A 25191-nucleotide genomic window follows, 5' to 3' on the forward strand; every position below is an offset into this window, starting at 1 on the left:
TTGGTGTATTTAATTAATCTCTGCGTCAGGTACACAGCAGTTCAAGTTCATCGGCGAACCTGTCCATGGGCAGTGGCAAAATAATATGCCCCTCAACGATGCCTATAGAACCCGTATCCCACTTCGCGAAGATCAATACAAAACGTTCGCTGGCCTGCGGATCTGCGCAATAAAGCCCATAGTTTTCGTTGTCGAGACTGATCGAACCGGGGCCGCCCATCGGCAAACTCCATTCGGCAGTTCTGTGCCCATTCAAGATCGCCTCCAATCTTAGTTGTCCGGGGGGAAGAGGCGCCGGTTCCGTCAAGGGTTTCAATTTCAACATCGGCTCTTTCTGAACCGCGAGGACCCACACCGATGTTTTTGCTCCGGTGGCGGTATGGGTGACCTCTATTTCATCCAGCACATAGGTTTTTTCGGTTACCCGCAGTGCAGCCACGTAACAGCGATCACCCTCATATAACTCACCGGGTTCGAGCCGACCGCTCTCACCTTCCACCGGGTTGTTTATTTCCCAGCGCAACTCGCCGCCGCCCAACGCACCCGCCTTCAACTCCACTGAACGGCCAGCGTCACATCGTTGAATCAATGGATTGATCGTCAGCCCGTTGACCAGCACCGTCACCAGCGCCGAGCTGTTATAACCGCTGGCACTTTCGCTGGCGGTGACCCGCACCCGGACAAAACGCCCTTCGATGGCACTTGCGGCAGGGGCCTGATAAAGCCCGTTCGCTGTAACACTGCCGATATCCCCGCTGCAGCCTGGCAAAGCCGTTACTGTCCAGGTCAGGCCGCTTACAACCGGCTCGGTGGTAAATGGTTGAGTGCCACCAGCGGCCATCAAAGGTTGCAGCGGGCTGATCTGAAAACTGGCGCGGGTCGGGTTGATACGGCCAAAAAAACCGATATCCCGGGGAGCACGAATGGCGTCTCCCTCAAGGGCCTTGCCGAAATTGAGTTTCACGTGCTCTTGTATAAAAGGCCCGATAGCCGAGGAAACGGCAAACCGGGTTTTCAGCGCCAGCTCAATAACGGACTTCACCAGAAAATCATGAAACGCCGCGAATACCAGTCCCATGGCGATGGGTATAAATATCGCCCAGCCACTGCGCTCGGCCGCTCGACCTTCATCTCCCACCTCTTCAAAGTGCTTCTCGACTGAAAAAGCGGTGCGCTGTAAGGTTACCGGTTCCACGCCGTCATCCATGAGTTCATAGGTCGCCGATAGCACAATTGAATAAGCCACCGCACTGGTAACAGGCGGCTTCCCTTCCGTTGAAAAAACACTGGTTACCACGCCCCTTGTTTGCCAATCCATGACCGCGCAAGAGTGACTTGCGTCCCATCTAATGACGAAAGCATGAGCCTCATCTACCGGCAATGTAAAAGCACTCAATTCAACTTTTATGATGATGAATGTCGAATCAAGAGTTGGAATGGGGGTCGTCCAGTATTGCCACGCGGGAACCGTAATCTGACCAGCGGTTTCTGTTGCCGAGGCCAGGTGCCCACGCCCGTCGTAGGCATATATAAAATTGTGACTCTGGATAATAGCCGCAACACCTTCCACCAGTGTCCCGACGCAGGCTTGTTCTCGTTCGAACAAGACGGCGGCAGAGTAATCCTGGTCGACATCATCCGGAATCAAATACGGATAATCATCAGGGGGCGTCCCGCCAGCCCTGCTGTCGACCGTACTGATAAGTAGCAATACCGCACCGTCGCCATGGCTGTCAGCATGGGGATCACTGGAACCCTGAGGATTGGCCTGTGTTCGAAGTTCGAAGGACTGCGGTGGCATGAATGTATCGGTACCGCCCTCGATACGTCCCAATACCCAAATACGTTTTTCAGGTGGCAAGGCATTGAATATTGCCCTGAACAAACGCCCGCCTTCCTGTTGTTCTTGCTCGGTCGGGCCAAAGGTCAACCGAAAATTGTCACTGTGCTGCAAATCCAGATAGATCCGCCCATCGCTTTCGACGATACCCGCTACCTCGGCAAGATTCAGATCCAGGAATAACTTCGGCCCTTGCAAGGGATCAATCTCAACGACCCTTTCCACCAGCCAGTTGCCGAACTCACGCTTCATCGTTAGCTGGACGCCAGCCATGATCAAACAGGCCAGTGTCGCCCTGGTATTATTCGAAGTGGCCTGTTCGAAAGACAGACGCGGTGCATCCAGCAGAAAGTCATGGATATATTCCTTCCATTGATCATGGACGACCTGCACGGCATCAGTGATGGGCGACAAATAGGCCTCACTGGAAAAACGCGCAATATAGTCCTGAAGCAACAGGCCATTAATCTTGCGGCGGTCCATAACAGCAATGATATCCCAGCCCCACATCACTTCGCTCTGCGGGTTTTTCATCCAGCCCAGAATACCCTGCAAAGAATTGTCGGCCATGACATCACCTCCTGGCGATCCCGATGGATATAAATAAGCGTCGTTAATTTCCTGGCGCAGCCTTCATCAGCTCAAGTTCCGCAGGGAACCCATCCAGCGGCAGCGGCAAAATAATATGCCCCTCAACAATGCCGATCACAGCCGTGTCCCATTTCGCGAAGATCAATACAAAACGGTCGACAGCCTGCGGATCGGCGATATAAAGTCCATAACCTTCCTCATCGCGGGTGATCGAGCCAGGACCTCCCATTGGCAAACTCCATTCGGCAGTTCTGTGTCCATTCAAGTTCGCCTCCAATCGCAGTTGGCCGGAGGGAAGGGGCGTCTGTTCCGTCAGGGGTTTTAACTTGAGCATTGGCGCTTTCTGGCTTGCCAGGACCCATACCGATTTTTTTACTCCCGTGACGGTATGGGTGACCTCTATCTCATCAAGCACATAGGTTTTAACCGGCTCCACCGGTGCCGGTGCAGCCACGTAACGGCGATTGCCCTCAGGCAGCTCAATAGGATCGAACCAGCCACTCTCACCTTCCACCGGGTTCTTTATTTCCCAGTCCAGCTCCCCGCCGCCCAGCGCACCCGCCTTCAACTCCACAGAACCGCCAGCGTCACATCGTTGAATCAATGGATTGACCGTCAACTCATTGACCAGCACCGTCACCAGCGCCGAGCTGCTATAACCGCTGGCGCTATCAGTGGCAGTGACCCGCACCCGGACAAAACGCCCTTCAATGGCACTCGCGGCTGGGGCCTGATAAAGCCCGCTTGACGCATTAATATCGCCGATATCACCGATCTGATCTGGTAAAGCCGCCACTGTCCAGATCAGGCCGTTCACAGCCGGCTCGGTGCTGAACTGCTGACTGCCGCCGACAGCCATAAGGGGTTGCAGCGGGCTGATCTGAAAACTGGTACGGGTCGGGTTGATACGACCAAAAAAGCCGATATCTCGAGGTGCGCGAATAATATCTCCCTCAAGGGCTTTTCCGAAGTTGAGTCGAATATGCTTTTGTATGAATGGATCAACAGTAGCCGCTACCGAAAAATCTAACCTTAAGGCAAGCTCTATAACCGTTCTTACAAGGACATCATGAAACATCGCATAGGCAATCCCTGCAGCGATGGGTATGAACACCTCTTTCCAGACATCACTTGTCCCTGCCCCCTTGCCAGCTTCAATAATTTCAGTGTGCTTTTCGACTGAAAAAGCGGTACAACGAAGAAGTACAGGCTCTACACCATTGTCGACAAGCTCATAGGCCGCACGAAGGGTAAGTACATAGAGGACATTCTGCGTCGTAGCCTCATGTCCCTCAGCAGAAAAGGTAGTGGGGACTACCGCCCTCGTTTGCCACTCCATTACAGCTGACAATTCACTGTCGTTCCACCGAATTACAAGAGGATGGCTGCTATCAGCAGGCAATGTAAACTCACCCACCTCAACTTTAACCAAGAAGACAGGATCATTGGGATCAATGGGATTAACAGGTACTGGATACTGCCACGCGGCAACAGTGAGCAGACCGCTCTTTGCGGTCGCCGATATTAAATGTCCGCCCTCATCATAGTCATACGCAAAATCATGACTATTAATAATATCGGCGACACTGTCTAACAGTATTCCCAAACTTCCTCTTTCCCGACCAAATAACACTGTTGCGGAATAATCGCCGCCCGCATCATCCGGAATCAAATATCGGTAATCATCTGCGGGAATCGCTCCGGCCTTGCCCCCAACCATGCATATAAAAATCAGAATTGCACCGTCACCAAAGCTGGGAGCACGCGGGTCACGAGACGCCTGGTCACTGGCATCTGTCCTGAGTTTAAAGAACTGTGGTCGCATGACTTCATCAGCACCAGGCTCGATACGTCCCATGACCCATATCTGTTGATCCGGATCCAGTTCATTGAATTTTTCCTGGAAAAATTTTCCTCCCATCGCCTGTTCATTCTCAGACTCTCCAATTGTCAACCTGAAATTGTCACTATCCTGCAAGTCCAGGTATATGCGCCCGTCACTTTCGACATTACCTGGGACATTGATGAGATCCAAGTCGAGGAATAATTTCGGCCCCTGCAGCGGGTCAATATCAACCACCCTCTCCGCCAGCCAGACGTTAACCTCGTACTTCATAGTCACCTGGGTACCGCCAAGAATGGTGCACGTTAACTTCGCCTTGGAATTGCTAATATCGGCATTTTCAAACGACAGGCGTGGCGCATCCAGAATAAAATGGTGAAAATGCTCTTGCCAATTGCCTGCAACCACTGGCACTTCCCCGGAGACCGGCTCAAAGTATGAATTATTGGTAAAGCGGGCAATGTACTCTTGCAATAACAGGATATTGGTTTTATCACGACTTATTGCAGCAATTGCATCCCAACCCCACATCACCTTATAAATGTCCGCCTCCCTCATCCATCTCAACAAGTCTTCCAATGAATAACCGGCCATGACACGACCCTCCGCCAAAATATGATAATTAACTACAGACCCACGTTATTGCCGCAGCACTATATTGATGTTGGGGAACGGCCGGTAATCGTTGCCGTCGTCAAAGCTGGTTTCTACCGTTACTCTGAATTGGTGGTTGAGTGTCAGGCCGCCCAGGAAAGCCCTGGTCAACTTGACCGATAAACGTCCTTCGAAAAACTCGTCCTCGGTTACCCTCTCGGCAGCACCGATACGCATATCCTCGGTGCCATTTCCGTCAGTGGCCGGCAAGCCGGCAGCCCTGATTCGAACGCGCTGACCTTCTGCCATAAAAGACCAGGAGGCCAACTCCAGCACAGCGCCTGCCTCGGGGACCTGTGCCAGGGAAATCTCGTTGTTTTGCGCAGGTGGCTGCCTGAACTGAATGGTCGGCCAACCGCTTTCCATGGGTGTCACTTGCAAATCGAAGACGCTCGAAGAACCGCCAGCCCCTCCAAGGGGAGTAACCCGGTAGTAAACCCTCACGTGCTTGCCCATGTTGGCCGGCACCGCAGCACCCGGAATAAAAAAACGCCTGGAATCGGCCAGCGAAGGATCGGCGACATGGCTGCCGGTGCTGCCAAAGCCGTCCCAGTGCATTTGCACGGTATCGTCCGCACCTATGACCGCCTCGTCCGGAACGCGGATGTATACGCCATTGATCACATTGCCCGCAGGAATCGTCCCCTCGCCTTCGCCTACAACAGTTGCGCGCTCGACAATGGGGAACGGCAGGTTCAGGGGCTTGCGCAGCATCACGGAAAAGGGCTGCGATGTGCCCGCATGACCGACTCTGGCGAACTGATACACCAGCTCCAGAGACTTGCCGTTGTTGGCCGATAACCAGGCGGAGTCGAGGGTAAATTGCAGCACCTGGCTGGCGATGGTTGTCGGGTCGACCCGCAGGGTTTTAACCTCGCGGGTGTCGGCGCTCGCATACAAGACCACGTCATCGTCGACCTGGATGCCGGGGTAAAGCTCGACTTGCACCTTGATACCGGCGGGGTAGGCCTCCGGGTCCAGCTCGCCACCGCTGAAGTCCTTGATGGTCGGGGCAGGCAATAACGCCGCAGAGGGGCTGACGACTTCCAGTCTCTGGGTTGCCGACTCAGTGGTCGAAGTGGGGTCGGCATATTCGATGGCGTAGCGCACAAACGCATGGCCGTCAGCGATGAACATGAAGTTGGTGTACTCGATCGACCACTCAATGGGCTGCCCTACCTCGGCCTCGGTCAGGGGATTGCCTTCGAAAACCGTGGCAAACTTGCTGCCGTCGGCAAAGTACAGATCCAGCTGCAGCGTCACCTTGTCCCCTGCCTGCATGGCGCGGTATGGCGGGGTCACGAACGTCACATCGCTAATTCCGGTCAAACCAGGATCAATATTCAGGGCATGGGACTCCCGGCATTGTGGCACCGCCAGAGCGCTCGCCGACGTATCCCGCTTGCCGATGTAAAAGAACCGGCGCAGCGATTCTTCACCCCTGTCATCCGGCTGGTTGGTGTCTTCCATCACGTAGGAATAGAACACCCAGCCCTGATCCAGCGCCCTGAGCAATGCATTCTCGATGTCTACCGGCATACCCTTGACAGGGTCCAGATTTCCATCGACCTCGGTCAACGTGTCGACATAGTCCTCCGCTTGCCCCTGCGCACCGCAACCCCACCAACGCGCCCAGAAGCGGTCGCCGACCTTTATTCCCGGATAGTCAACATAAGTACGCAGGTCGGCATTGCCCAACTCATCCATATCGATATAGTTGGCCGGTTTAAGATCCGGAACCTGAGGCGGTGGCAAAGCGAATGCCATGAATATAACTCCTGCCTGATTTTATAGTGCCATCAATTAGTTCGATAACACGCTGTATCCATTGAACTACCGCATGTCACAGCCAAATACACCTTCGCTGCCTGACCTATTGTTACGCGCTCAGACAGTGCGTGCCTACTAGCAGAACTACTAGGTTGCCAAGTGCCCACCGACTGTTATCGTGTATCAGAGATGCCGCGCCAATAAAGCCATCACCGGGTGGTTATCCCCTTTGGCACTAGAGAACATATTTTGATCATCAATAAAGTATTGACACGCTTGCGACGTTATCGACAAAGCGCTTGTAATTGTTCCGTTATTATTCACTCGAGGTCTAACCCATGACCACTTCAACCTCCGTACATTCCAACGCGCTTAATTTCATGAGTTGCTTGAACAGCGGTGTCGACCCGCGCACCGGCCTCTATAACGTGTCAATCAACTTGCCTGACCTGCTCGGCAATGATCTGCGCGGCCCCGGCCTGGCTCTGGGAATGGCCTATAGCCCGCTCAATACACAGGATAGCGGCTACGGTCTGGGATGGAGCCTGCAACTGTCGCAGTACGACATCGGCAGCAAGATACTGTCCCTGAGCACCGGCGAAACCTACAAGGTGACAGACGACAACGGCATTCAATTGAAAATGGAGGAACAGAAACTCGACAGCTTCCGTTTTTACAGACAGGACGACCGCCATTTTCGCGTAGTGCACAAGTCGGGGATGGTGGAAATCCTGGAAATACGCGGCAGCATAGAAAATCGCGTGGCGTTGCCGGTGCAGATCTATGCGGCCTCCGGGCACAGGCTCGACCTGGATTATCAGGCGTTCAGCAGCACCCGGCAGATCCTGCGCTCGGTCACGGATGAACTGGGCCAGACGCTCATGAGTCTGAAGCGCGAAGGCTACTCCATCGAAGTACTGCTGCACCCCTTCTCCGGCCCCGAGGGCGGGCCACTGGCGCGTTTCGTCATGTCTCTGAGCACCTCCGATTACCGGGTCAGCCGGATTACCCTGCCCACCGAGAACGAGGCATCCTGGCGCTTCACCTACGACTTCGAGCAGGACAACCAACTCTGCATCAAGGAAGTCCACACCCCCACCGGTGCACGCGAAGAGATCTGGTATCTGGACACCGGGCATGAGTTCCCGGACAGCAGCGGGCTGATGCCGCTGCCACGGGTCACCCGCCACATCATTTACCCAGGCCTTGAACAACCCGCCGTTGATGTGCGCTACACCTATGGCAACAACCAGAACCGTCGGTACAACTTTCTCGGCGCGGGCCTGAGTATTACCTGGGACAACGACGGCCTGGACAATCTCTACAAACACTATACGAGTGACTATGACTACGTCTGCACCGAAAGCCTGTGGGTAGGTGGCGTTGATGGCGAGGTGGTGCGCAGCATCGAACGCACCTTCAATCGCCTGCATCTGCAGACCCTGGAAGTCACCACCCAGAACAACAACGTGCAGACCGTGGAAACCACCTACAACATCGAGTCGGGAAAACCTTATAAAGATCAGCCCAGCGATTGCCAGATGCCCAGGGAAATCAAGACCACCTGGCGCGAGGAAGGCACCAATCGCATCCGCAGCGAAACCGTCAGCAATACCTACGACCGCCATGGCAACCCGCTGACCCACACCCGCGCTGACGGCATTGTCGAGACCAGTACCTGGTACCCGGCAGAGGGCGGCGATGGCTGCCCGGAGGACCCCGAAGGCTTTGTCCGGCAACTCAAGGACAAAACCACCAGCCCCGCCCCATCGGCTCAGGGCGGCGCCCCCACGCTCTGTACCCGTTATCGATATAGCGCGCTGCCAGCGCTGGAGCAAAGCCCGCTGTCGCAATGGCTGGTGCCGCTCAGCGAGACCCTGGTGCAACTGGATGCCGAATCTGGCGAGTCGCAATTGCAACAGATCCGCATGGAGTATTTCGACCTGCCCGATCAGCCGCTCCTGCACGGGCACGTTCAACGCCGGACCAGCACCCTCAACGGCCAATCCACCATCAGCACCTACGACTACGCCACGTTGCTCAGCCCGCAACTCGGTGTACAGGTGCTGGAGGCCACTGAAACCCTGAGCACCGATTTCGACAACGTGAGCAGCACCGTGCTGCGCCAAAAATCGTTGTTTAACGGCCAGGACCTGCTGATCGAAGCGCAAGGCGTGAAAACCCGCTATGAGTACGACGCGCTCAATCGGCTGGTGCGCGAGACCGTGGCACCGGATACCGAATTCGTGGCCAGCCGCCAGTATCAATACTTGCTCTGCGCCAATGCCGGAGAAACGGCCGAGCAGGTGCTGATCAATGCACGCAACGTCACCACCCGCACCGTGGTCGATGGCCTTGGCCGGGCAGTTTTCGCAGAAAGCGATCACGTTGACGAGGCCAGTCCCGGTCGGTTCAGGCAAACCTATGCCGCGCGCTATAACAGCTGGAATAACCTGCAAGAGGAAACGGTCCATGACTGGCTGGAAGGCCAGGAGCTGGCCCTGTCCAGCCACTATGCCTACGACGATTGGGGCCAGCGATGCTGTGTGACCGATGCCAGCGGTGTCGAGAGCCATCAGGACCTCGACCCCATCGGTACGTTTGAATCCGGTCCGATACTACGCACGTGGCTGCAAAATACCGGCGAGTCCCCTACCGTCAGCGGTCGCAGCGAAGCCTGGCTGAACCTGTTCGGCAAGACCGATCGAGTCATGAGCCTGACAGCGGACAACGCAGTGCTCGGCACCCAGACGTACCTGTATGACGGCCTGGGCCGCTGCACCGAACAAAGCGACGAGTTGCGTCACGTCACAACGTTCAGCTATGACGCCTGGTCGCGCCTGGTCAGCAGCACGCTGCCCGACCGCAGCGTCGTCAGCCGTGACTACGCCCTCCACAGCAGCGCTGAGTTACCGACGGCCCTGAACGTTCTATTCTCCGATGGCGTTACCCGGATCCTGGCCGGGGAGCAGGAGTTTGATGGGCTGCAACGCCTGACCCGGGTCAAGGTCGGCCCGCGCAGCGAGGGCTACGCCTATGATGGCGATCGATCTCAAGTCAAAAGCCGGACCACCGCCGCCGGTGACACCCTCGAATTCGACTACAACCTGTTGCTCACTGATCAGCCCGTAGCAAGCCGTGCACCGGACGAAAGCGCCGAATTCAACTACGACCGCACCAGCGCGCGCCTGACCCGTGCCAGCAACGAACAGGGCGTGCGCACTTACGACTACGACTCGCTCAACCGCTTGCGCAGCGAAAGCTGGCGCGACAAGCAGGACGAGGTCTGGCAAACCCTGTATGTCAACTCCTTGCAAGGCCGGGCGCTTAAACGCACTGACTTCCAGCAGGACGCTGCGCCGGGCCAGGACACACTCTACCGCTATGACCTGCAAGGCCGGCTTCATATCCTTGAACAGGGGCGCATACAGGTCACGCTGGACTACAACGAATTGAGCCAGGTGAGCAGCATCACAACCCTTGATCAGGCTGCGAGGACCACGCTGCTCACCGAGCTTGAGTACGACGATCAGGGCCGGGAAATCCTCAGGACCCTGACCGCAGGTGCACAGCCGGCACGGACTCTGGAACAGGTCTGGCAGATCGATGGGCTGCTGGAAAGCCGACATCTGCAACAGGGCGGCGAAACGCTGCTGAAGGAGGTCTTCCACTACGACCCTCGTGGCCGCCTGACCCGCCACGAGTGCTCGGAAGACAGCAGCACCTTGCCCAGGGATGCGCTGGGTCGGCAAATCGTCCGACAGATCTTCACCTTTGATGCCCTGGATAATCTGAAAAACAGTCTGGCGACCTTCGTCGACAAGACGACCGAGCGGGCTCAATTCAACTATGCCGCTGACGATCCCTGCCAACTGGCGGGCATCACATATACCCCGCCACGAGCAACGCCTGACCCCAGCTTCACCTATGACGATAACGGCAATCAGGAACATGATGAACGCGGCCAGAAGCTGACCTACGACAGCCAGAACCGCCTGCTGAGCGTCGGTCCGGTCGGTCAGGAAGTCAGCGCATACCGCTATGACAGCCACGACCATCTGGTCACCTCCAGAAGCGGCAGCGCCAGTGAAATCCTGCGCTTCTATCAGGAGCATCAACTGAGTGGCAGCGTTCAGGACGGTCGGCAGACCCAGTACCTTTACCTGGGTGATCAGCCGCTGGGCCAGCAGCAGACGGACGACCCGAATCAGACCTTGCTGCTGCTCACCGACGCGAACAACAGCGTACTGGGTGAAAGTCAGCAAAACGATTTGCGTACGGCGGTGTACAACGCCTACGGCGAACGCCATAGCGATGAAGAATTGCTCAGCCAACTGGCCTTCAACGGCGAGGTTCGCGACCCGGACAACGGCTGGTACCTGCTGGGTAACGGTTACCGGGCCTACAACCCGAGCCTGATGCGCTTTCACAGCCCCGACTCCCTCAGCCCGTTCGGCGCCGGCGGGCTCAACCCCTACACCTACTGCCTGGGCAACCCCATTGCCCTGCGCGACCCCACCGGCCATCAGGCCGCCGGCCTGAGCGGCCGGCCGCGGCGATATCCTGAGAATCCGTTGCCTGCCGAGACGGGTGGCGGCGGTGGTTTCATGGACTGGGTCTGGGTCGCCGTGGGAGTGGTAACGACTGGCTTTACGGCCGCGCTCACCGTGGCCAGTTTCGGCGCCGCAACACCTGCCCTCGGCGCCTCGGTGACGTTCCTGGGCATAACGACCACCGCCGCCACTGCTTCGACAGTCGCCACCGCCGCACTGGCCACCGGCACCGTATTGGGCGCCGCCGCCACGGGAGCCGAAGCCTACGGCGTCGCCACCGGGGACGAAACATCCCGCAAGATAGCGATGGGACTGGGGATTGCATCGTTGCCATTTGACATTTTCGGCGGTTTTTTGAAAAGCGCGGTGAAGGGGGCGGTGAAGGGGGCGCTGGCGGCAACGGAACTAGCGGCGACAGCAAAAGCTTCAGCGGCAGTCATCGAAGACGGTAGCGGTCTAGTGCCAAACAGATTCAAGAACCCTTTTGGCAACGGTAAAATGGACGCAGGGACGCAGACTTCATTCGACACCCCCTCCGTCGCCACTCAAACACGGAAAATTCGACAAACGAAAGTGAAGGTAGCCAAACCTGTAAATAAAACAAAATCCTCCAGACGTGTAGCTTCAGCAACTTCGAATGGGTCAGCAACTACAGGCACTTCGATGGCACCCACATCAAACGCTGGTCGATGGCCTGCAGTACAAACAACAGGGCTAGCAAGAAGGGCAGAACCAAACACGGGGGATTTCTGGACGAGAGCCGTTGCATTTGGCGATTGGAAAGATCAGATAAAATACTCCGCCAGAAGCTAGCACCATTACTTCCAGGCGAAATTTAGCCATCTAAATTTCGCCTTTTTTATTTGGTTTTAATCAAGCCCCACAGACTGTTAAGACAATGACGAAGCAGGCGACGCCTTCGTGCGCAGAGGGTGCAATGAAAGGCGATCAATGGCGCATAATCCACGCCCTTGAAAACTTCAAAAAACCCAAGACACGACTTTGTAAACTTATATCTCAGCCACCACATCACAAAAACCCAAAAACAACCACAGCTAAAAAACAATAAAAGGAATTTTCCTACACTAACCGTCATCAACTTCAAATCAAATCGGCTTTATTAATAAAAACTCCCCATCTACAATCCCGCCCGTCATGACACGCAGCACAATCCAATCCACTTCTTGCGGTAATTAGTTACATATTAACACCATGTAACAAAATCCAACATTAAAAGGTTCTAACGTGAAAAAACATCTCTGCGCCCTGTTCATCGGTCTGACTACTGCCCTGGCCGGCACTTCGGCAATCGCCAATACCGGCACCATCAACTTCGAGGGCAAGATCACCAGCAGCACCTGCCCCATCGAAGTTGTAAACCCGGGCGACGGAGCCATTGGCAATCTGGTGAAGATGGGCACCATCGAAGCCTCGCGCTTCACCGCCATTGGTCAGGAATACAGCGGAAAAAGCTTTGCCCTGCGCCTGACGGACAATGGCAACTGCGGCCTGACCGGTACCAATGACGTGGCCAAAGTCACCTTCAACGGGGCCGCCGATACCTCTGGCACCTACTTTGCCGTCACCCCGACCGCCGATGGCGCCGGTGGCGTGGTGATCACCCTCAAGGATAAAACCGGCGTCAACGTGGCTCCGGGTACCGAATCCGCAGACTATGCCCTGATCGAAAATGGCGTGACCGACATGCTGTTCAACGCCTACTACCGCTCTACCGCTGCCACCGTGACGCCAGGCACTGCCTCGGCGGACGTGCAATTTGTCGTGGCCGTCAACTGACAGCCGCCTCCTGACATCCCTTGTGGCCGGTGCTGATGGCGTCGGCCACAAGAGCATCTTTTCAATACATCCGGGCGCCTGCAGAGGCCCGGATGTACAAGGTAACTTTCCATGATCGGCTCGACCCCGCAACGGGCGATTTCCAGGCCCGCCCTCGGTGCCTGCATGACCCTGCTCATGCTCACCGCTTATCTTCCCGCCGCCCACGCGGCCCTGACTGTCAACGCCACGCGTATCGTCTTCGGCAGCGACAAACGCAGTGCTTCCGTCATCGTCAGCAACCCCAGCAACCGCCCGTTTGCAGTGCAGACCTGGGTCAATACCGCCGCCGATGACGCCACCACCGTGGTGCCCTTCGTCCCCTCGCCACCGCTGTTTCGCCTTGATCCCGGCAAGAACCAGCAGGTGCAGATCAATGGCCTGCCCAACAGCCTGCCCAGCGATCGCGAATCGTTGTTTTACTTCAATGTCCAGGAGATCCCCCAGGCCGAGGCCAGCGACGGCAATGTCTTGAACATCGCCCTGCGCACTCGCCTGAAACTCTTCTACCGCCCCGCTCAGCTCAAGGAAAACCCCACCTCGCGCCTCAAGGACCTGCAATGGAGCGTCAAGGAGGTGGCCGGTAAAACGCAACTGGTCGCCACCAATCCGGGCCCTTTCCATGTGTCCTTCATCCGCCTGGAAGTCACCGGCAATGGCCAGACGCTCAAGCTCAAGAACGCCGCCATGCTCGGCCCTCTCGGCACTCAGTCCTACGACCTCAAAGGCATGAAAGCCAAACCCGGTTTGCAAGTGGTGTTTTCCGCAATCAACGACTACGGCGGCTACAGCGTGCCGCTGACGGTTCCGGTTCAGCTGACCCCCTGAGGCAGCGCCAGCTGCGCTCACTCCCAGGAAATTCAACATGACGTTATTACCCGGACGCGGGCGCGTACCTGATCGCCTGCGTTTTGTGCATCTGCTGCTGATTGGCAGCGGCGGTGCCTTGTTGTTTGAAAGCAAACCGACGCTGGCCGCGCAAGCGGTGCAGTTCCAGTCCGGCTTTCTACGCCAGGGCCCCGAGTACGCCAGCGATGCCGCAGCCCTGGCCCTGGATTCCCTGGCCAATACTCAAGATGTTGGCCCCGGCACCTACTGGGTCGACATCCAGGTCAACGCCCGGTATTTCGGCCAGCGGGAAATCCGCTTTGACACCAACCCCGAAGGCGAGGGTTTATTGCCGTGCCTGTCGCCAACCTTGCTTGAGCAGATGGGCGTACGCCTGGAAAGCCTTGAGCAGCCCGACCTGCTGCAGCAGTCCTGCGTCGATCTGCGGCGGCTTATCCCTGATGCCCGCAGCGATTTCGACGGCAGCAAGCTGCTGTTGTCGCTGTCCATTCCGCAGATCGCCATGCGCCGTGACACCATTGGCCGCATCGATCCGCAACTCTGGGACTATGGCATCAACGCCGCCTTTGTCAGCTATCAGGCGTCGGCCCAGCAACGTTCGGGAGGGCGCGGCGGCAGCCGCAACAGCGACGACCTGTACCTCAACAGCGGCATCAACCTGGGCCCGTGGCGACTGCGCAGCAACCAGAGCATGCGCCATGACGAACACGGCAAGCGTCAATGGACCCGCGCCTATGCCTATGCCCAACGTGATCTGCCCGGCATACGGGCGAACCTGACCCTCGGCGAAACCTTCACGGGCGGCGAGGTCTTTAAAAGCTTGCCAATCAAGGGTGCGCTGATCAGGTCCGATCAGGAAATGCTGTCCGATACCCTGCAAGGCTATGCCCCGGTGATACGCGGCGTGGCACAAAGCCGGGCCAAGCTGGAAGTGCTGCAGAACGGTTATCCGATCTACTCCACCTACGTCAGCGCCGGGCCTTATGAAATCGACGACCTGACCACTGCGGGCAACGGCGAACTGGAAGTTGTCCTGACCGAGGCCGACGGTCAGGTCCGACGCTTCACCCAACTCTACTCCACCATCAGCAATCTGCTGCGCGAGGGCGTCTGGAAATACAGCGGCGCACTGGGCCGCTACAACGGCGCCAACGAAACCGAACAACCCTGGCTCTGGCAAGGCACCCTGGCCGCCGGTACGGCATGGGGGTCGACTTTTTATGGTGGCCTGATGGCCAGTGACTTCTATCGCGCCGGCACCCTGGGTATCGCCCGGGACCTGGGTGCGGTGGGCGCATTGGCGTTTGACCTGACCCACTCCAGCGCCGACATCGAGCAGCCCGACGAACCCAAGGTGCAGGGCATGAGCTATGCGATCAAGTACGGCAAATCCTTCAGTACCAGTACCAACCTGCGCTTCGCCGGTTACCGCTACTCCACCGAAGGTTACCGGGACTTCGACGAAGCCCTGCGTCAACGCAGCCGCAGCACTGACTTCAGCGGCAGCCGCCGCAGTCGCCTGGAGGCTTCGGTCCACCAACGTGTGGGCGCGCGCAGTAGCCTGAGCCTGACCCTGTCCCATCAGGACTATTGGCGCAGCGACCATGAACAGCGGCAATTCCAGTTCAACTTCAACACCCAGTATGGCGGTGTGACCTACAACCTCTACGCCTCGCAGTCGTTGAGTAACAACCGCGACCGCGACCAGGACCGGCAAATCGGCCTGAGCGTGTCGGTACCCCTGGACTTCGGGCACTCGAGCAACGCCAGCTTCGACCTGCAAAAAAACGGCGACCGCCACAGCCAGCGCGCGAGCCTGAGCGGCAACCTCGACGAAAACCGCCTCAGTTATCGCACCAGCCTCAGCAGCAATGACGGGCGTCAGCAAAGCGCAGCGCTGTCGGCGGGCTATCAAGCGAGCTTCGGTAACGTCGGCGCAGGTTTCACTCGGGGCAACGACTACTCCACGACCTCGATCAATGCCAGTGGCGCCGTGTTACTGCATGCCGACGGCATCGAGTTGGGGCCCAACCTGGGCGAAACCATCGGCCTGGTGCAGGTGCCGGACATCCAGGGGGTCGGCGTGCAGAACACAACAGGGGTCAAGACCAACAGTCGTGGCTATGCGCTGGTGCCTTACCTGCGCCCCTATCGTTACAACCAGATCGCCCTCAACACCGAACAGTTGGGCCCGGAAGTGGAGATCGACAACGGCAGCGCCCAGGTAGTGCCCGGTCGTGGCGCCGTGGTCAAGACCACCTTCCCCGCGCGCACCGTCACCCGCCTGGTCATCACGGCTCGCACCCTCAAGGGCCAGCCGCTGCCCTTCGGAGCACAGGTCAGTGATGCCCAGGGCAAGGTCATGGGTGTCGTCGGCCAGGGCGGGCAAGTCCTGCTGGCCACCGACAAGCACCCGCAGACCCTGGACGTGCGCTGGGGTGAACAAAGCACCCCGCAATGTCGACTGACAATCGACCCGGCGAACATGCCCGAAAGCGAAGGCTACCGAATCGAGGAACTGACATGCCGCTAATCCCCCCACTTGCCGGGCGCGCGTATACCCGGCCTTTCAGGAACATCGCCATGAAGCACCCCCTGAACCTGCTGGCCAGAGGCGCAGTTGTCATGGCGGCGTGTCAGAGTGCCGCAGCCATGGCCAATGAGACGAAAGTTGCGCCGCCAGGGTGCTACTGGGAGAGCACCCCTGGATTGAAGGTCTTTACCCGTAATGTCGGCACGCTATACATTCCCCGAGACGCGCGGGTGGGTACAGTCATCGGTACGGCCCACGTATTTGATCGCACGAATGAGCCGGTAAACCATTCCCTGCACTGCTGGAACGATAGCTCCTTACTCCTTCAGGCTGACATGCGTGCCTCAGTGCCGATCTATCCTGGGCAAGTGGACCCGATCAATGGCGGCGACGTGACGGGCAAGGTCCTGCAGACCAACATTGCGGGGGTCGGTGTCGTGATTGAACTGGAGCTCCCGTTCGATGGCAGGCCCGGGATGGCGAACACCTTCACGCCCGTCACAGGCCGGCCCATCGTACCGTTTCTGGGGATCAACCAGCGGAACATAATTTCGCCAATCGTCGTCAGTCACCTGAATAACTACCTCACCCTGGTAAAAACCGGCCCGATTGCGCCAGGCCCCAATTTGCTGGACGGCAGCGAACTGTTCTCCGGAACCTTTTCCACTCTGGGCAATGTACTCAGGTATGGCTTGACCGGCACCATCATCCCTGCCCAATGCAGCGTGGGCGGCAATCCGGTCAGCGCGGACCCGGTGCAATTGGGCGAGTGGAAGGCCAGTGATTTCACCGGGCCCGGCTACACCACTGCGGCAGTGCCCTTCACGATCACCTTGAATAACTGCGATACCGATACCGTCGGCGGGCACGACACCACGGCCAATATCCAGCTTGACGGGGTAAAAGGCTCGGTACCTGTGGGGCCGACGACCAGCGGCGTCTTCAGCCTTACCACTGACTCCACGGCACAGGGGATGGGTATTCAGATTATGCACGGCGACGGCATCACTCCTGTCCCGCTACAGGCAGAAATCCCTATGGTCACCATCACACCCGGCAATACCGTACTGAATTTCAGTGCGCGTTTCTACCAGACCGGCGCCAGCAATACCGTTCGCCCCGGTCTGGCCAAAGGCGCGTTGAGCTTTACCATGACCTATCAATAAGCGGCGCGTCTTCGCGGACAAGCCCCGCTCCAACGGGTTGGAAAAGGGCTTGTCCGCGAAGAAGACGACAGGTTGTATCAGGTGTATCGCAAGCGTTTCAGGCGCCAGTCATCAGTCAACCAGTCTCACTGTCAACGAAGGAAAAGTCTGATAGTCCTGTTTTTCGTTGAAGCTCACTTCGACCTGAACCGCAATCAACAGATCCCTCCTGAAGCGCATTAATTCGGTTTTAGCGATACGTCCTGCACCGATGGGAGCACCCGCTTGCGGTACCTGGTAATCCGTCAATACGGGGATAGTCAGATTGCGATCAGTGCTGTCTTCAAGTCCGGCCACTGCCACATTGACATACTGACCGGCCGCCATGAACGACCAGCGCTCCAGGGTGAAATTGGCATCACCGGTGAAGCTTGAAAGGTCGAGCTGCGAACCGGAAACCTTGTCGCACTGCACCGTCGGCCAGCCACTGGTTATCCGCGACACCGCCAGGTTGCGGGTGACTGAGACATGCGGCTCGACGACGCCACTTTCTTCCACTTCGTAATACACCGGTATGGACTTGCCGAAATGCTGCGGCACCCTGTCACCGGGCACTTTGTATTGCCTTTGGCCTGCCGGCACTTCGGCGCGGTGGGAACCCACGCTGCCGGGCGCCGCCCACTGCACAAAGACCTTTTCACCGGGCTTAATGACGGCAGCAGCGGGAATGACCACCGTGGCACCGCTGATCGCATTAAGGGGGTTGAGGGTGTTGCCGGAGGCCTCGCTGATGGTGGGGGCGGGTAAAACACGGGGGACGGGTTGGGCTGAGACTTGCAGTTGAACAGCCAGCGATCTCGGGCTGTCATTACCTGAACGGTCCTCAATCCGGTAAAAACCGTAGCGAGTGCCATCACCCCTGTCACGAATCAGTTGCCCTGCAAAGGGGAGCATTATGGGTTGACCGATGTCCGCCAATACCAGCGTCCTGCTCCCGGCAATCTCAGAACCGGTCGGGCTGCTACTCCAATACCAGGTAATCACATCGCCCGGTTTGGGTGAAAGATAATCCGGAACTTCGGCCAGTACCTGGTCGTTATTGTCATTAAGGTACTGTTCCGTAACGCCACCACTGACGACCGCAGGTGGAAATATCAGCGGCCCCTCGTTGACCAGGATTGGCGGCGTCTTGTCGATGGTGATAGTTAAGATCCTTGAGTTCGCTTCCTCAGCATTGGATGTCTTGGCCTTATAGCTCAACTGATGCAGCCCTTCACTGAGCCGTTGTGGGGGAACCCAAATAATCAGATCAGCCGACCCCACGGGCTGGGTAAAGGTTTTGTGCTCGATCTCGTCGCTTCCCCAATATACCCAAAGATGTTCCGGATAGGCGGCAGAGGGATTGGAGTTCAGCCACGGAGGAATTTCCACCTCCAACGGTGCCAGCCAGGCGCTGCGCGGCAGCAGATTGGGCTCACCGTCGGGTATATCGGGAAGTAGTGCGGGAACGACCGGCGGTTCAAGCGAAGTACTCTCGTCATCCGTGGAAGAAAATGCTCTTAGTCTGAACTGTTTCATTAAACCGGATAGCCATGTCATGGATACTCTCCCATTCAAAGCTGATTGGCACTCGACATTGCATCGGGCCGCAGACTTTGAGTAAACACTGTTCTCAAGCTCGGAGGTACTAGCAGAAATGCTAGTACTCCGTTCGATACAGACTGACGCTACCAGTTGTAGCGGATGCCCACGTTGGCGCCCCAAGGCTGCTCTATTTTGTCGCCATTGCTGTACTCAAAATCGGCGTGGACCTCAAACTTGTCGGACAGCGCTACAGCGATACCCGTGCCCAGTTCGCCCCGCGTACCCGACAGGTCGTTGTGGAACACATTATCGTTGACCTGCACATCGTTGTTATTGACAAACTCATGGGCTACGGCCGCGCGCACATAGGGCTGCACCGTACGCCCCTTGCCCAGGTCAAAGTTGCGCCCGACGGTAGCACCGACCTTGCCCAGCAGTGAGCGGCTCCGGTCACCCTCGGCGCGCATGCCGTTGTCCAGCTGATAGTCCTTGCCCTCGATGACCACCCCTGACAACTGGGTGTAAGGCTCGACGTAGTAGCCATCGTCCAGTTTGATATGGCGACCGAACTCAAGGGACGCACCGACACCCGAGTTGTTGTAATCGCCTTTGGTCCGGGTGCCATCGCTAAGGTTGACCTTGGCCTTGTTCTGGAAGCGGTTGAACTTCAGCACACCGTCGAAGTAGTAACCGGTGTCGCTATCCAGCCAGGTGCTGTAGGCACCGACGTAGTAGCTGTCGACCTTGCCATTGGTGCCGCGATCCAGATCCAGGTCGGACTTGCTCTGCCCGGCCATGACCCCGGCAAGCCATTGCCCGTCGCCCATCGGCAACTTGCCATCAGCGCCGAGGGAAATACCCTGCTGCACCTGCTTGTAGCCAAAACCGGAGGCATCGGCGACGTTGAACTTGTTGCCGTAAGTGCGCATCCAGCCGCCGGAGCGTTCGCCATTGATACGCAACTCGCCCATGCGCGTGCGCAGGGTGCTCAGCTCGCCATACCATACAGTCGGCGCGGTATTGAACAACGCCAGCACCGTGCGGGTACCGGGGCTGATGGTCTTGGTCGAAGTATCCAGGTACCAGTCGTTGTCGCCCTGCTTGACCAGATCATAAGACCAGGTGCCCAGATCCACCGGGCCACCCAGCAGCGAGAAACGGGCATCGCCCGCAGCAGCGTGAACGACGTGCAGACTGGTGTCATTGAGCGGATCGGTACCGGTGCTGCCGATCAGCAGCGAGTGGTTGCCAGTGGCAGTGCCGGTAATGTCGAGGAAATCGCTCTGCGCCTTGCCAAAGTCGACGTCCATCAAAAAGGTGCCGTTGCCGGACAGGTTTGCCACCGACAAGCGATAAAACGCGCCCGGATCACCGAACTTGACCGAGCTGCCGTTCATGGCCAGATTCGTCACGCTGCCATTATCCACCATCACCCACTGCGAACCATTATTGAGGGCCACGCTGCTGGTGTTGATCAACCGGCCAGTGAACTGCGAATTGTCCAGTGCGACATTGGCGGTGCCGCCGGACTCGGCAATGATGTCACCGCTCAGGCTGCTTTGCTTGAAGCCGAGATTCGCGGTGCTGCCAGACTCGATCTGGATATTGCCGGCCAGTTGACTGGTGCTGACATTGATATTGCCTGTCGAATTGCCCACAAGCTCTATGACGTTGCCGTTGCCCCCTTTCAGGGTTGAGCCGTTGCTGATGTCGAGATTGGCGGTGGTAGGGTTATTCGCGCCCGCGCCGATCAAAATGGCGGCCCCGTCGATACCTTCGACATGGGTGGAATCGAGCGAGACCTGCGGAGGCAGCCTGCCAGCCGGCCCGGCCCGCATCCAAAGACCATTTTGCTGACCGGTGATGGAACTGCCAGTGGCCGCGACCGAGGCATCGAAGACCACAATGCCCCGGCTGCCACTATCAGTGCCTGTCACTGTGGTGTTTTGCAGGATCAAATTGCCACGCGATCCGACATTGATGCCAAAAGTGCCGCCAATAATAGTGCTTGCAATGACATTGGCGGTCGTCCCGGGCCCGGTATTGAGCGTACTACCCAATCTGATGCCCGCGCCTTCGGCGCGCACGGTACTGCCGTTGATAGTCGCTACGGCATCGATCAGATCAATGGCTGCATTATTGCTGCCGGTCGCGGTCGTCGTTGTGTTATTCAACGTCAGCTTGGCACCGGCTAACGTCGTTATTTGTAAAGTCGTTGCGCCGTTGGAGATCAACTCACCACTGCCTCCAATCCGATAGTCCTGCAACAGTGTCGATTCATCGATTTCCAATCGGTCAGGAACAGGAATCGCCCAGGTATAACCGTTAAAACACAACACCGGCAAAAGCGCCGTCGCCTGCAACCATCGGGTTGTAGAGTTAAGGTCAAATGGAGCCCTCAAAAACATAGCACACCTTGAATAGTGGGAATAAGAAGCAAAAAAGTGGGACTTCTTACAGTCGAAACCCCTCTTCAGGCAGGCGGCGAGACTACATCAATCACAATAGATACTATGTAGGAATATTCCTAAGCGTCGGAAGGATTATTCCCACAACAAATATGCATTACCAATCACACTAGTAAAATCCGAACACCTCAACCACCTAGCCACAGGATTATTTGGCAATAGCCTGTCCGCACGTTATAGCCAATATGCCTTAACCCGGCGGCCGCTCGCCTTGCCTTTACATGACAGGGTTACTGACATCAAGATCTGTAACCCTGTTGATTTCAAACGTCAGGGGGTGGGCGGTATCGGGCATGAACCGCCCGCGTTATACATGGCAACTACTGCCTCAGTGGTATCTGAAGTAATAGTTTCGCCAGCCTTGATGAACTCATACTTGATCCGGCCTCGTCCGGTGTTCCCGGCACCAGCCGGATCGTAGGTGGGCAGGATATAGGTCGTATAGGGTTGGACCAGCCACAAGAAACCCTTCACTGTTGTGGCATCCAGAACAATGTCTTCAGTTTTTTCGGCCCCAGGAATCGGTGTTTCTCCTGTGCGTCCGGATAGCGCGGTCCAGGTAACCGTGACCGTAGCGGGAGGCACCAGATGCTGCGAAAGATCCGGGACCCTGACTCGAACTGCAGGCTCCAGTGGATCCGGGTTTGCCGGGTCCGCGTAGAGCGAGACACAGGTCAGCCAGCCATTGGCAGGGTTGGTTCCCTCGAAAACCGGCGCCTCCGGCACGAGGGTTACAACATCCACGTCGACATAGATGGTTGTGCAATGCTGTTCGTTTTCGGAGCCTGGGGCGTGAATGCTGTAGTAAACGGGCAAGGCCGGGTTATTGCCTTCGTTCTTGATGGTAAGCCAAGGAATCTCCCTCACTATCGGGTCACCTGCACTGTCTCCGGGCTTCACAGTGTATTGAGCCTCCGTGACCAGCTGACTGCCCCAGTAGAAGTCGATGACCTCGCCCTCATTCACAGGAGCGTAGAGATCGAATCGCAGTTCGGCATTCTCATTGACGTCCGCACGCGTGAGGACGTTGAGGGTGTTGGATTTTTTGCCAAACACCTGAGGCTCTGGCAATGCAGGATTGATCGGATTTGGCCAGTCTGGATTGACCGGGCCAATATATGACAAGTCCACGTCGATAGTGATCGCCTGCTCGGCAGACGGCACTTTCCCGCGCAACACCCGATAGCTCACATTGGTCGGCTGAGCCCCTCCGGTCTGCAAATTATATTGGCCAACCAATACCGGCGACGGCACCTTGACCGGGAACGGGAAAGTCGGGGCGGCACCGATTTCCTCGCTGTCCAGCACGTGGGTCCCCCATGTGACTTCGATCCGGTCCCTTGGTTTGTAGTTGCTGAAAGACGGAATGTGTACATACACGCCAGCCGTTGCATCCGGTTGATTGACCTCACCGTCTGACGGTGCCAGCGGGACTACCGGAAGCTGCAAACCGGAGGGTAGCGGCCCCAAAGCAACATCCACCCTGACAAAATCAGACAGAGGGCTGCGATTTCCAGCCTTGTCCATCAAGATGTAGACGGCGTAATAGTCCTTGTCTTCCGAAAGCTGCAGGGTGGCAAGCGGGTAAGTCACCTCAGGGGCGACAGCGCCCGAAACACCAGCGACATTCACCGGGAGTGGCAGTTTGTCCGGATCCAAAGGCGCAGCGATCCAATAGAACGCAACCTTGTCTCCCGCCTGCCAGTCCGCATGGGCATAGTCAGCCAGTTTGGCGACCATACCGTTAGGCATGGTCGCCAGTTCCGCATCGGTCAACTGAGTAACGGGAAGTACCATCTTGCCTGGCTCATAATGCTTCCAGGGCGGCATGCTGTCGCAGATGATCGGGATATTGGCACAACGTGCATCCTCTCCGTTTGCCGTCAAAATGTGATAACGCAGCGTGTAGGGGCCATCCGGCGACATCTCGGCCACAGGCACATGGAGGGTAACCGGGAAATCGACGACAGGATCAATCGGTGCCGTAAGGGTCTTGTCGGCAACCACCTTGAAATCCCCTGGGGCGGGATTATGTCCCGGCGCCCATTCCAGAGAAACGACATCCTGATCCCCTGTGAAGTCTGCATACTGATCCCATTCTGGAATTATCACGTCAAGAGGGGCACGCACTGCGTCGGCGCTCAAGGTCCCGTCACTTGCATCAATGATACCGGGGACATCCGGCATGGCGATGTCGGCCTTGAGCGCTCCGGCGCGCTGTCGTCTCGCCAGCAGGTATTCGTTGCGGGCCTTCTGTATCTCTTCCAACGTCAATTTTTTTGTTGAACTTGCCATATCTCTTGTCTCCCGTTCATTGTCGTAGCTGCTCAAGTAGCCATACAGCCAGCCGTAAGCCCGCCTTCAGTTCTGTGCAAATAAATGCACAAAACGCAGCCATCGAAGTTGGTAGTTAAATCAACATTCTCAACTTGAATTGAACAGCAGATGCGGGATATCCGATACTGATAGAACTACTAGCTAGACAGATTGTTATTTCAGGCGTATGGGTACGTGCTCGTCCACAGCAATAGCACTTTAAGACTAAAATAAGTGGCTTATCGCCAAAGCATGCACACTTACTGGCTAACTAATAGCATTGCCGATAGTTCCAGCTGGAAAACAGGTTGGATACGCTGATCCTTTCGCGGGCAAGCTGGCTCTTGTCAAACAACGCAAAAACCTGCTGAACCACCGAAACACTGTGGGAGCGGATTTATCCGCGAAGGCGGTGTTGAGACGCTAAATAGGCGTCGGATGTACCGGCCTCTTCGCGAATGAATTCGCTCCCACACTATTTACGCCCCCAGCCAAGTGTTTGCTGCGCGAAAGCGTAGCGTCGTGGACGGGGCGGGATCTCCTGTGGTGATTTATCAGGCTGGCGAGCAGCGGTTGATCAGGATATCCATGAGCGTGCGGGCCAACTGCGCTTTATGCAGCGCGGAAAACGCCAGGTCGCGCTCGGCGCCCACGCTGTTGTCGGCACACTCGTAGACGGTGGCGCCGATCCAGCGCAACAGGTCGTCGACATGGATCAGGATTTCCTCGTCGCTGAGCTGGTCGTTGGCTTTGAAGGGGTGTGGAGGGTTCGGGTTGGTCATGGTCAAACTCCAATCAAAAAACTCCAACCAAATTCGGGCCGCTACTCCCGGCCGCTGAGTCTTCAGCGACCGGCGCAGACTAGGGAACGAAAAGAGCTGATGCAAGCCGTGAGGACGTTCTCAGACATTTCACACCTCAGAAAGAGATACGTCTTGCAAGCAGCCCCATAAACCAACGCCAATCCTCTACATTGGAATGAAATTCTGTAGGAGCTGCCGAAGGCTGCGAAAGCGGTGTGCCGGATAGACCTACTCGTAGCCTTCGGCAACTCCTACCTATGTCTGCGTTTTGTGCGGCAACCGGATCAGTCATGTAGCAAAACCGATACATTTCCAACATACCCCCGACACCTCGACAAATCAGCCTTTCGCCGCGCCTGCTGGCGAACTAATATGCCAGCAGCGTTGATCTTCAATAGCGGCCAGT

General features: G+C 56.9%; 12 protein-coding genes. 5 read left to right on the forward strand and 7 right to left on the reverse strand.

Annotated elements, in window-relative coordinates; all coding sequences use genetic code 11:
* Positions 1–25 precede the first annotated feature (25 nt).
* The 3 genes from M2401_RS04650 to M2401_RS04660 are packed head-to-tail and all read right to left on the reverse strand — an operon-like array spanning position 26 to position 6695.
* Positions 26–2410, reverse strand: a complete 2385-nt coding sequence (locus M2401_RS04650; protein WP_259100339.1) for a hypothetical protein — start codon at positions 2408–2410, stop codon at positions 26–28.
* Positions 2411–2453: 43 nt separating this feature from the next.
* Entirely contained in the window at positions 2454–4868 is a 2415-nt protein-coding gene (locus tag M2401_RS04655) for a hypothetical protein (protein ID WP_259100341.1), read from the reverse strand.
* A 45-nt stretch (positions 4869–4913) separates the two neighbouring features.
* Positions 4914–6695 (reverse strand): hypothetical protein, encoded by a 1782-nt coding sequence (locus M2401_RS04660; RefSeq protein WP_259100343.1) that lies wholly within the window; start codon positions 6693–6695, stop codon positions 4914–4916.
* 383 nt (positions 6696–7078) lie between these two features.
* Here M2401_RS04660 and M2401_RS04665 point away from each other — a divergent pair, with 383 nt between their 5' ends.
* The 5 genes from M2401_RS04665 to M2401_RS04685 all read left to right on the forward strand — a co-directional run bounded on the left by M2401_RS04665 (position 7079) and on the right by M2401_RS04685 (position 17635).
* A complete protein-coding gene (locus tag M2401_RS04665; RefSeq protein ID WP_259100345.1) occupies positions 7079–12064 on the forward strand; it encodes an RHS repeat-associated core domain-containing protein in 4986 nt (1661 codons plus the stop codon).
* Positions 12065–12496: 432 nt separating this feature from the next.
* Positions 12497–13048, forward strand: a complete 552-nt coding sequence (locus tag M2401_RS04670; protein WP_409033878.1) for a fimbrial protein — start codon at positions 12497–12499, stop codon at positions 13046–13048.
* A 111-nt stretch (positions 13049–13159) separates the two neighbouring features.
* The gene (locus tag M2401_RS04675) at positions 13160–13915 is read left to right on the forward strand and encodes a molecular chaperone (protein WP_259100346.1); all 756 of its coding nucleotides are present in this window, start codon (positions 13160–13162) and stop codon (positions 13913–13915) included.
* Positions 13916–13952: 37 nt separating this feature from the next.
* Positions 13953–16469 carry a fimbria/pilus outer membrane usher protein gene (locus tag M2401_RS04680; protein ID WP_259100347.1) on the forward strand — a complete coding sequence of 839 codons (2517 nt, stop codon included), beginning with the start codon at positions 13953–13955 and terminating at the stop codon, positions 16467–16469.
* A 50-nt stretch (positions 16470–16519) separates the two neighbouring features.
* Positions 16520–17635 carry a fimbrial protein gene (locus M2401_RS04685; protein ID WP_259100349.1) on the forward strand — a complete coding sequence of 372 codons (1116 nt, stop codon included), beginning with the start codon at positions 16520–16522 and terminating at the stop codon, positions 17633–17635.
* A gap of 111 nt (positions 17636–17746) precedes the next feature.
* Here M2401_RS04685 and M2401_RS04690 read toward each other — a convergent pair whose 3' ends face one another.
* The 4 genes from M2401_RS04690 to M2401_RS04705 all read right to left on the reverse strand — a co-directional run bounded on the left by M2401_RS04690 (position 17747) and on the right by M2401_RS04705 (position 24764).
* On the reverse strand, positions 17747–19213 hold the full coding sequence (locus M2401_RS04690; protein ID WP_259100350.1) for a hypothetical protein: 1467 nt from the start codon (positions 19211–19213) through the stop codon (positions 17747–17749).
* A 128-nt stretch (positions 19214–19341) separates the two neighbouring features.
* On the reverse strand, positions 19342–21606 hold the full coding sequence (locus M2401_RS04695; RefSeq protein WP_310504108.1) for an autotransporter outer membrane beta-barrel domain-containing protein: 2265 nt from the start codon (positions 21604–21606) through the stop codon (positions 19342–19344).
* Between the two features lie 330 nt (positions 21607–21936).
* Positions 21937–23961, reverse strand: a complete 2025-nt coding sequence (locus M2401_RS04700; RefSeq protein ID WP_259100351.1) for a hypothetical protein — start codon at positions 23959–23961, stop codon at positions 21937–21939.
* A 575-nt stretch (positions 23962–24536) separates the two neighbouring features.
* Complete coding sequence (locus tag M2401_RS04705; RefSeq protein ID WP_259100352.1) at positions 24537–24764, reverse strand: DUF3077 domain-containing protein; 228 nt, start codon at positions 24762–24764, stop codon at positions 24537–24539.
* Positions 24765–25191 lie beyond the last annotated feature (427 nt).

This window comes from Pseudomonas sp. JUb42, from assembly GCF_024807945.1.
Classification (GTDB): Bacteria; Pseudomonadota; Gammaproteobacteria; order Pseudomonadales; family Pseudomonadaceae; genus Aquipseudomonas.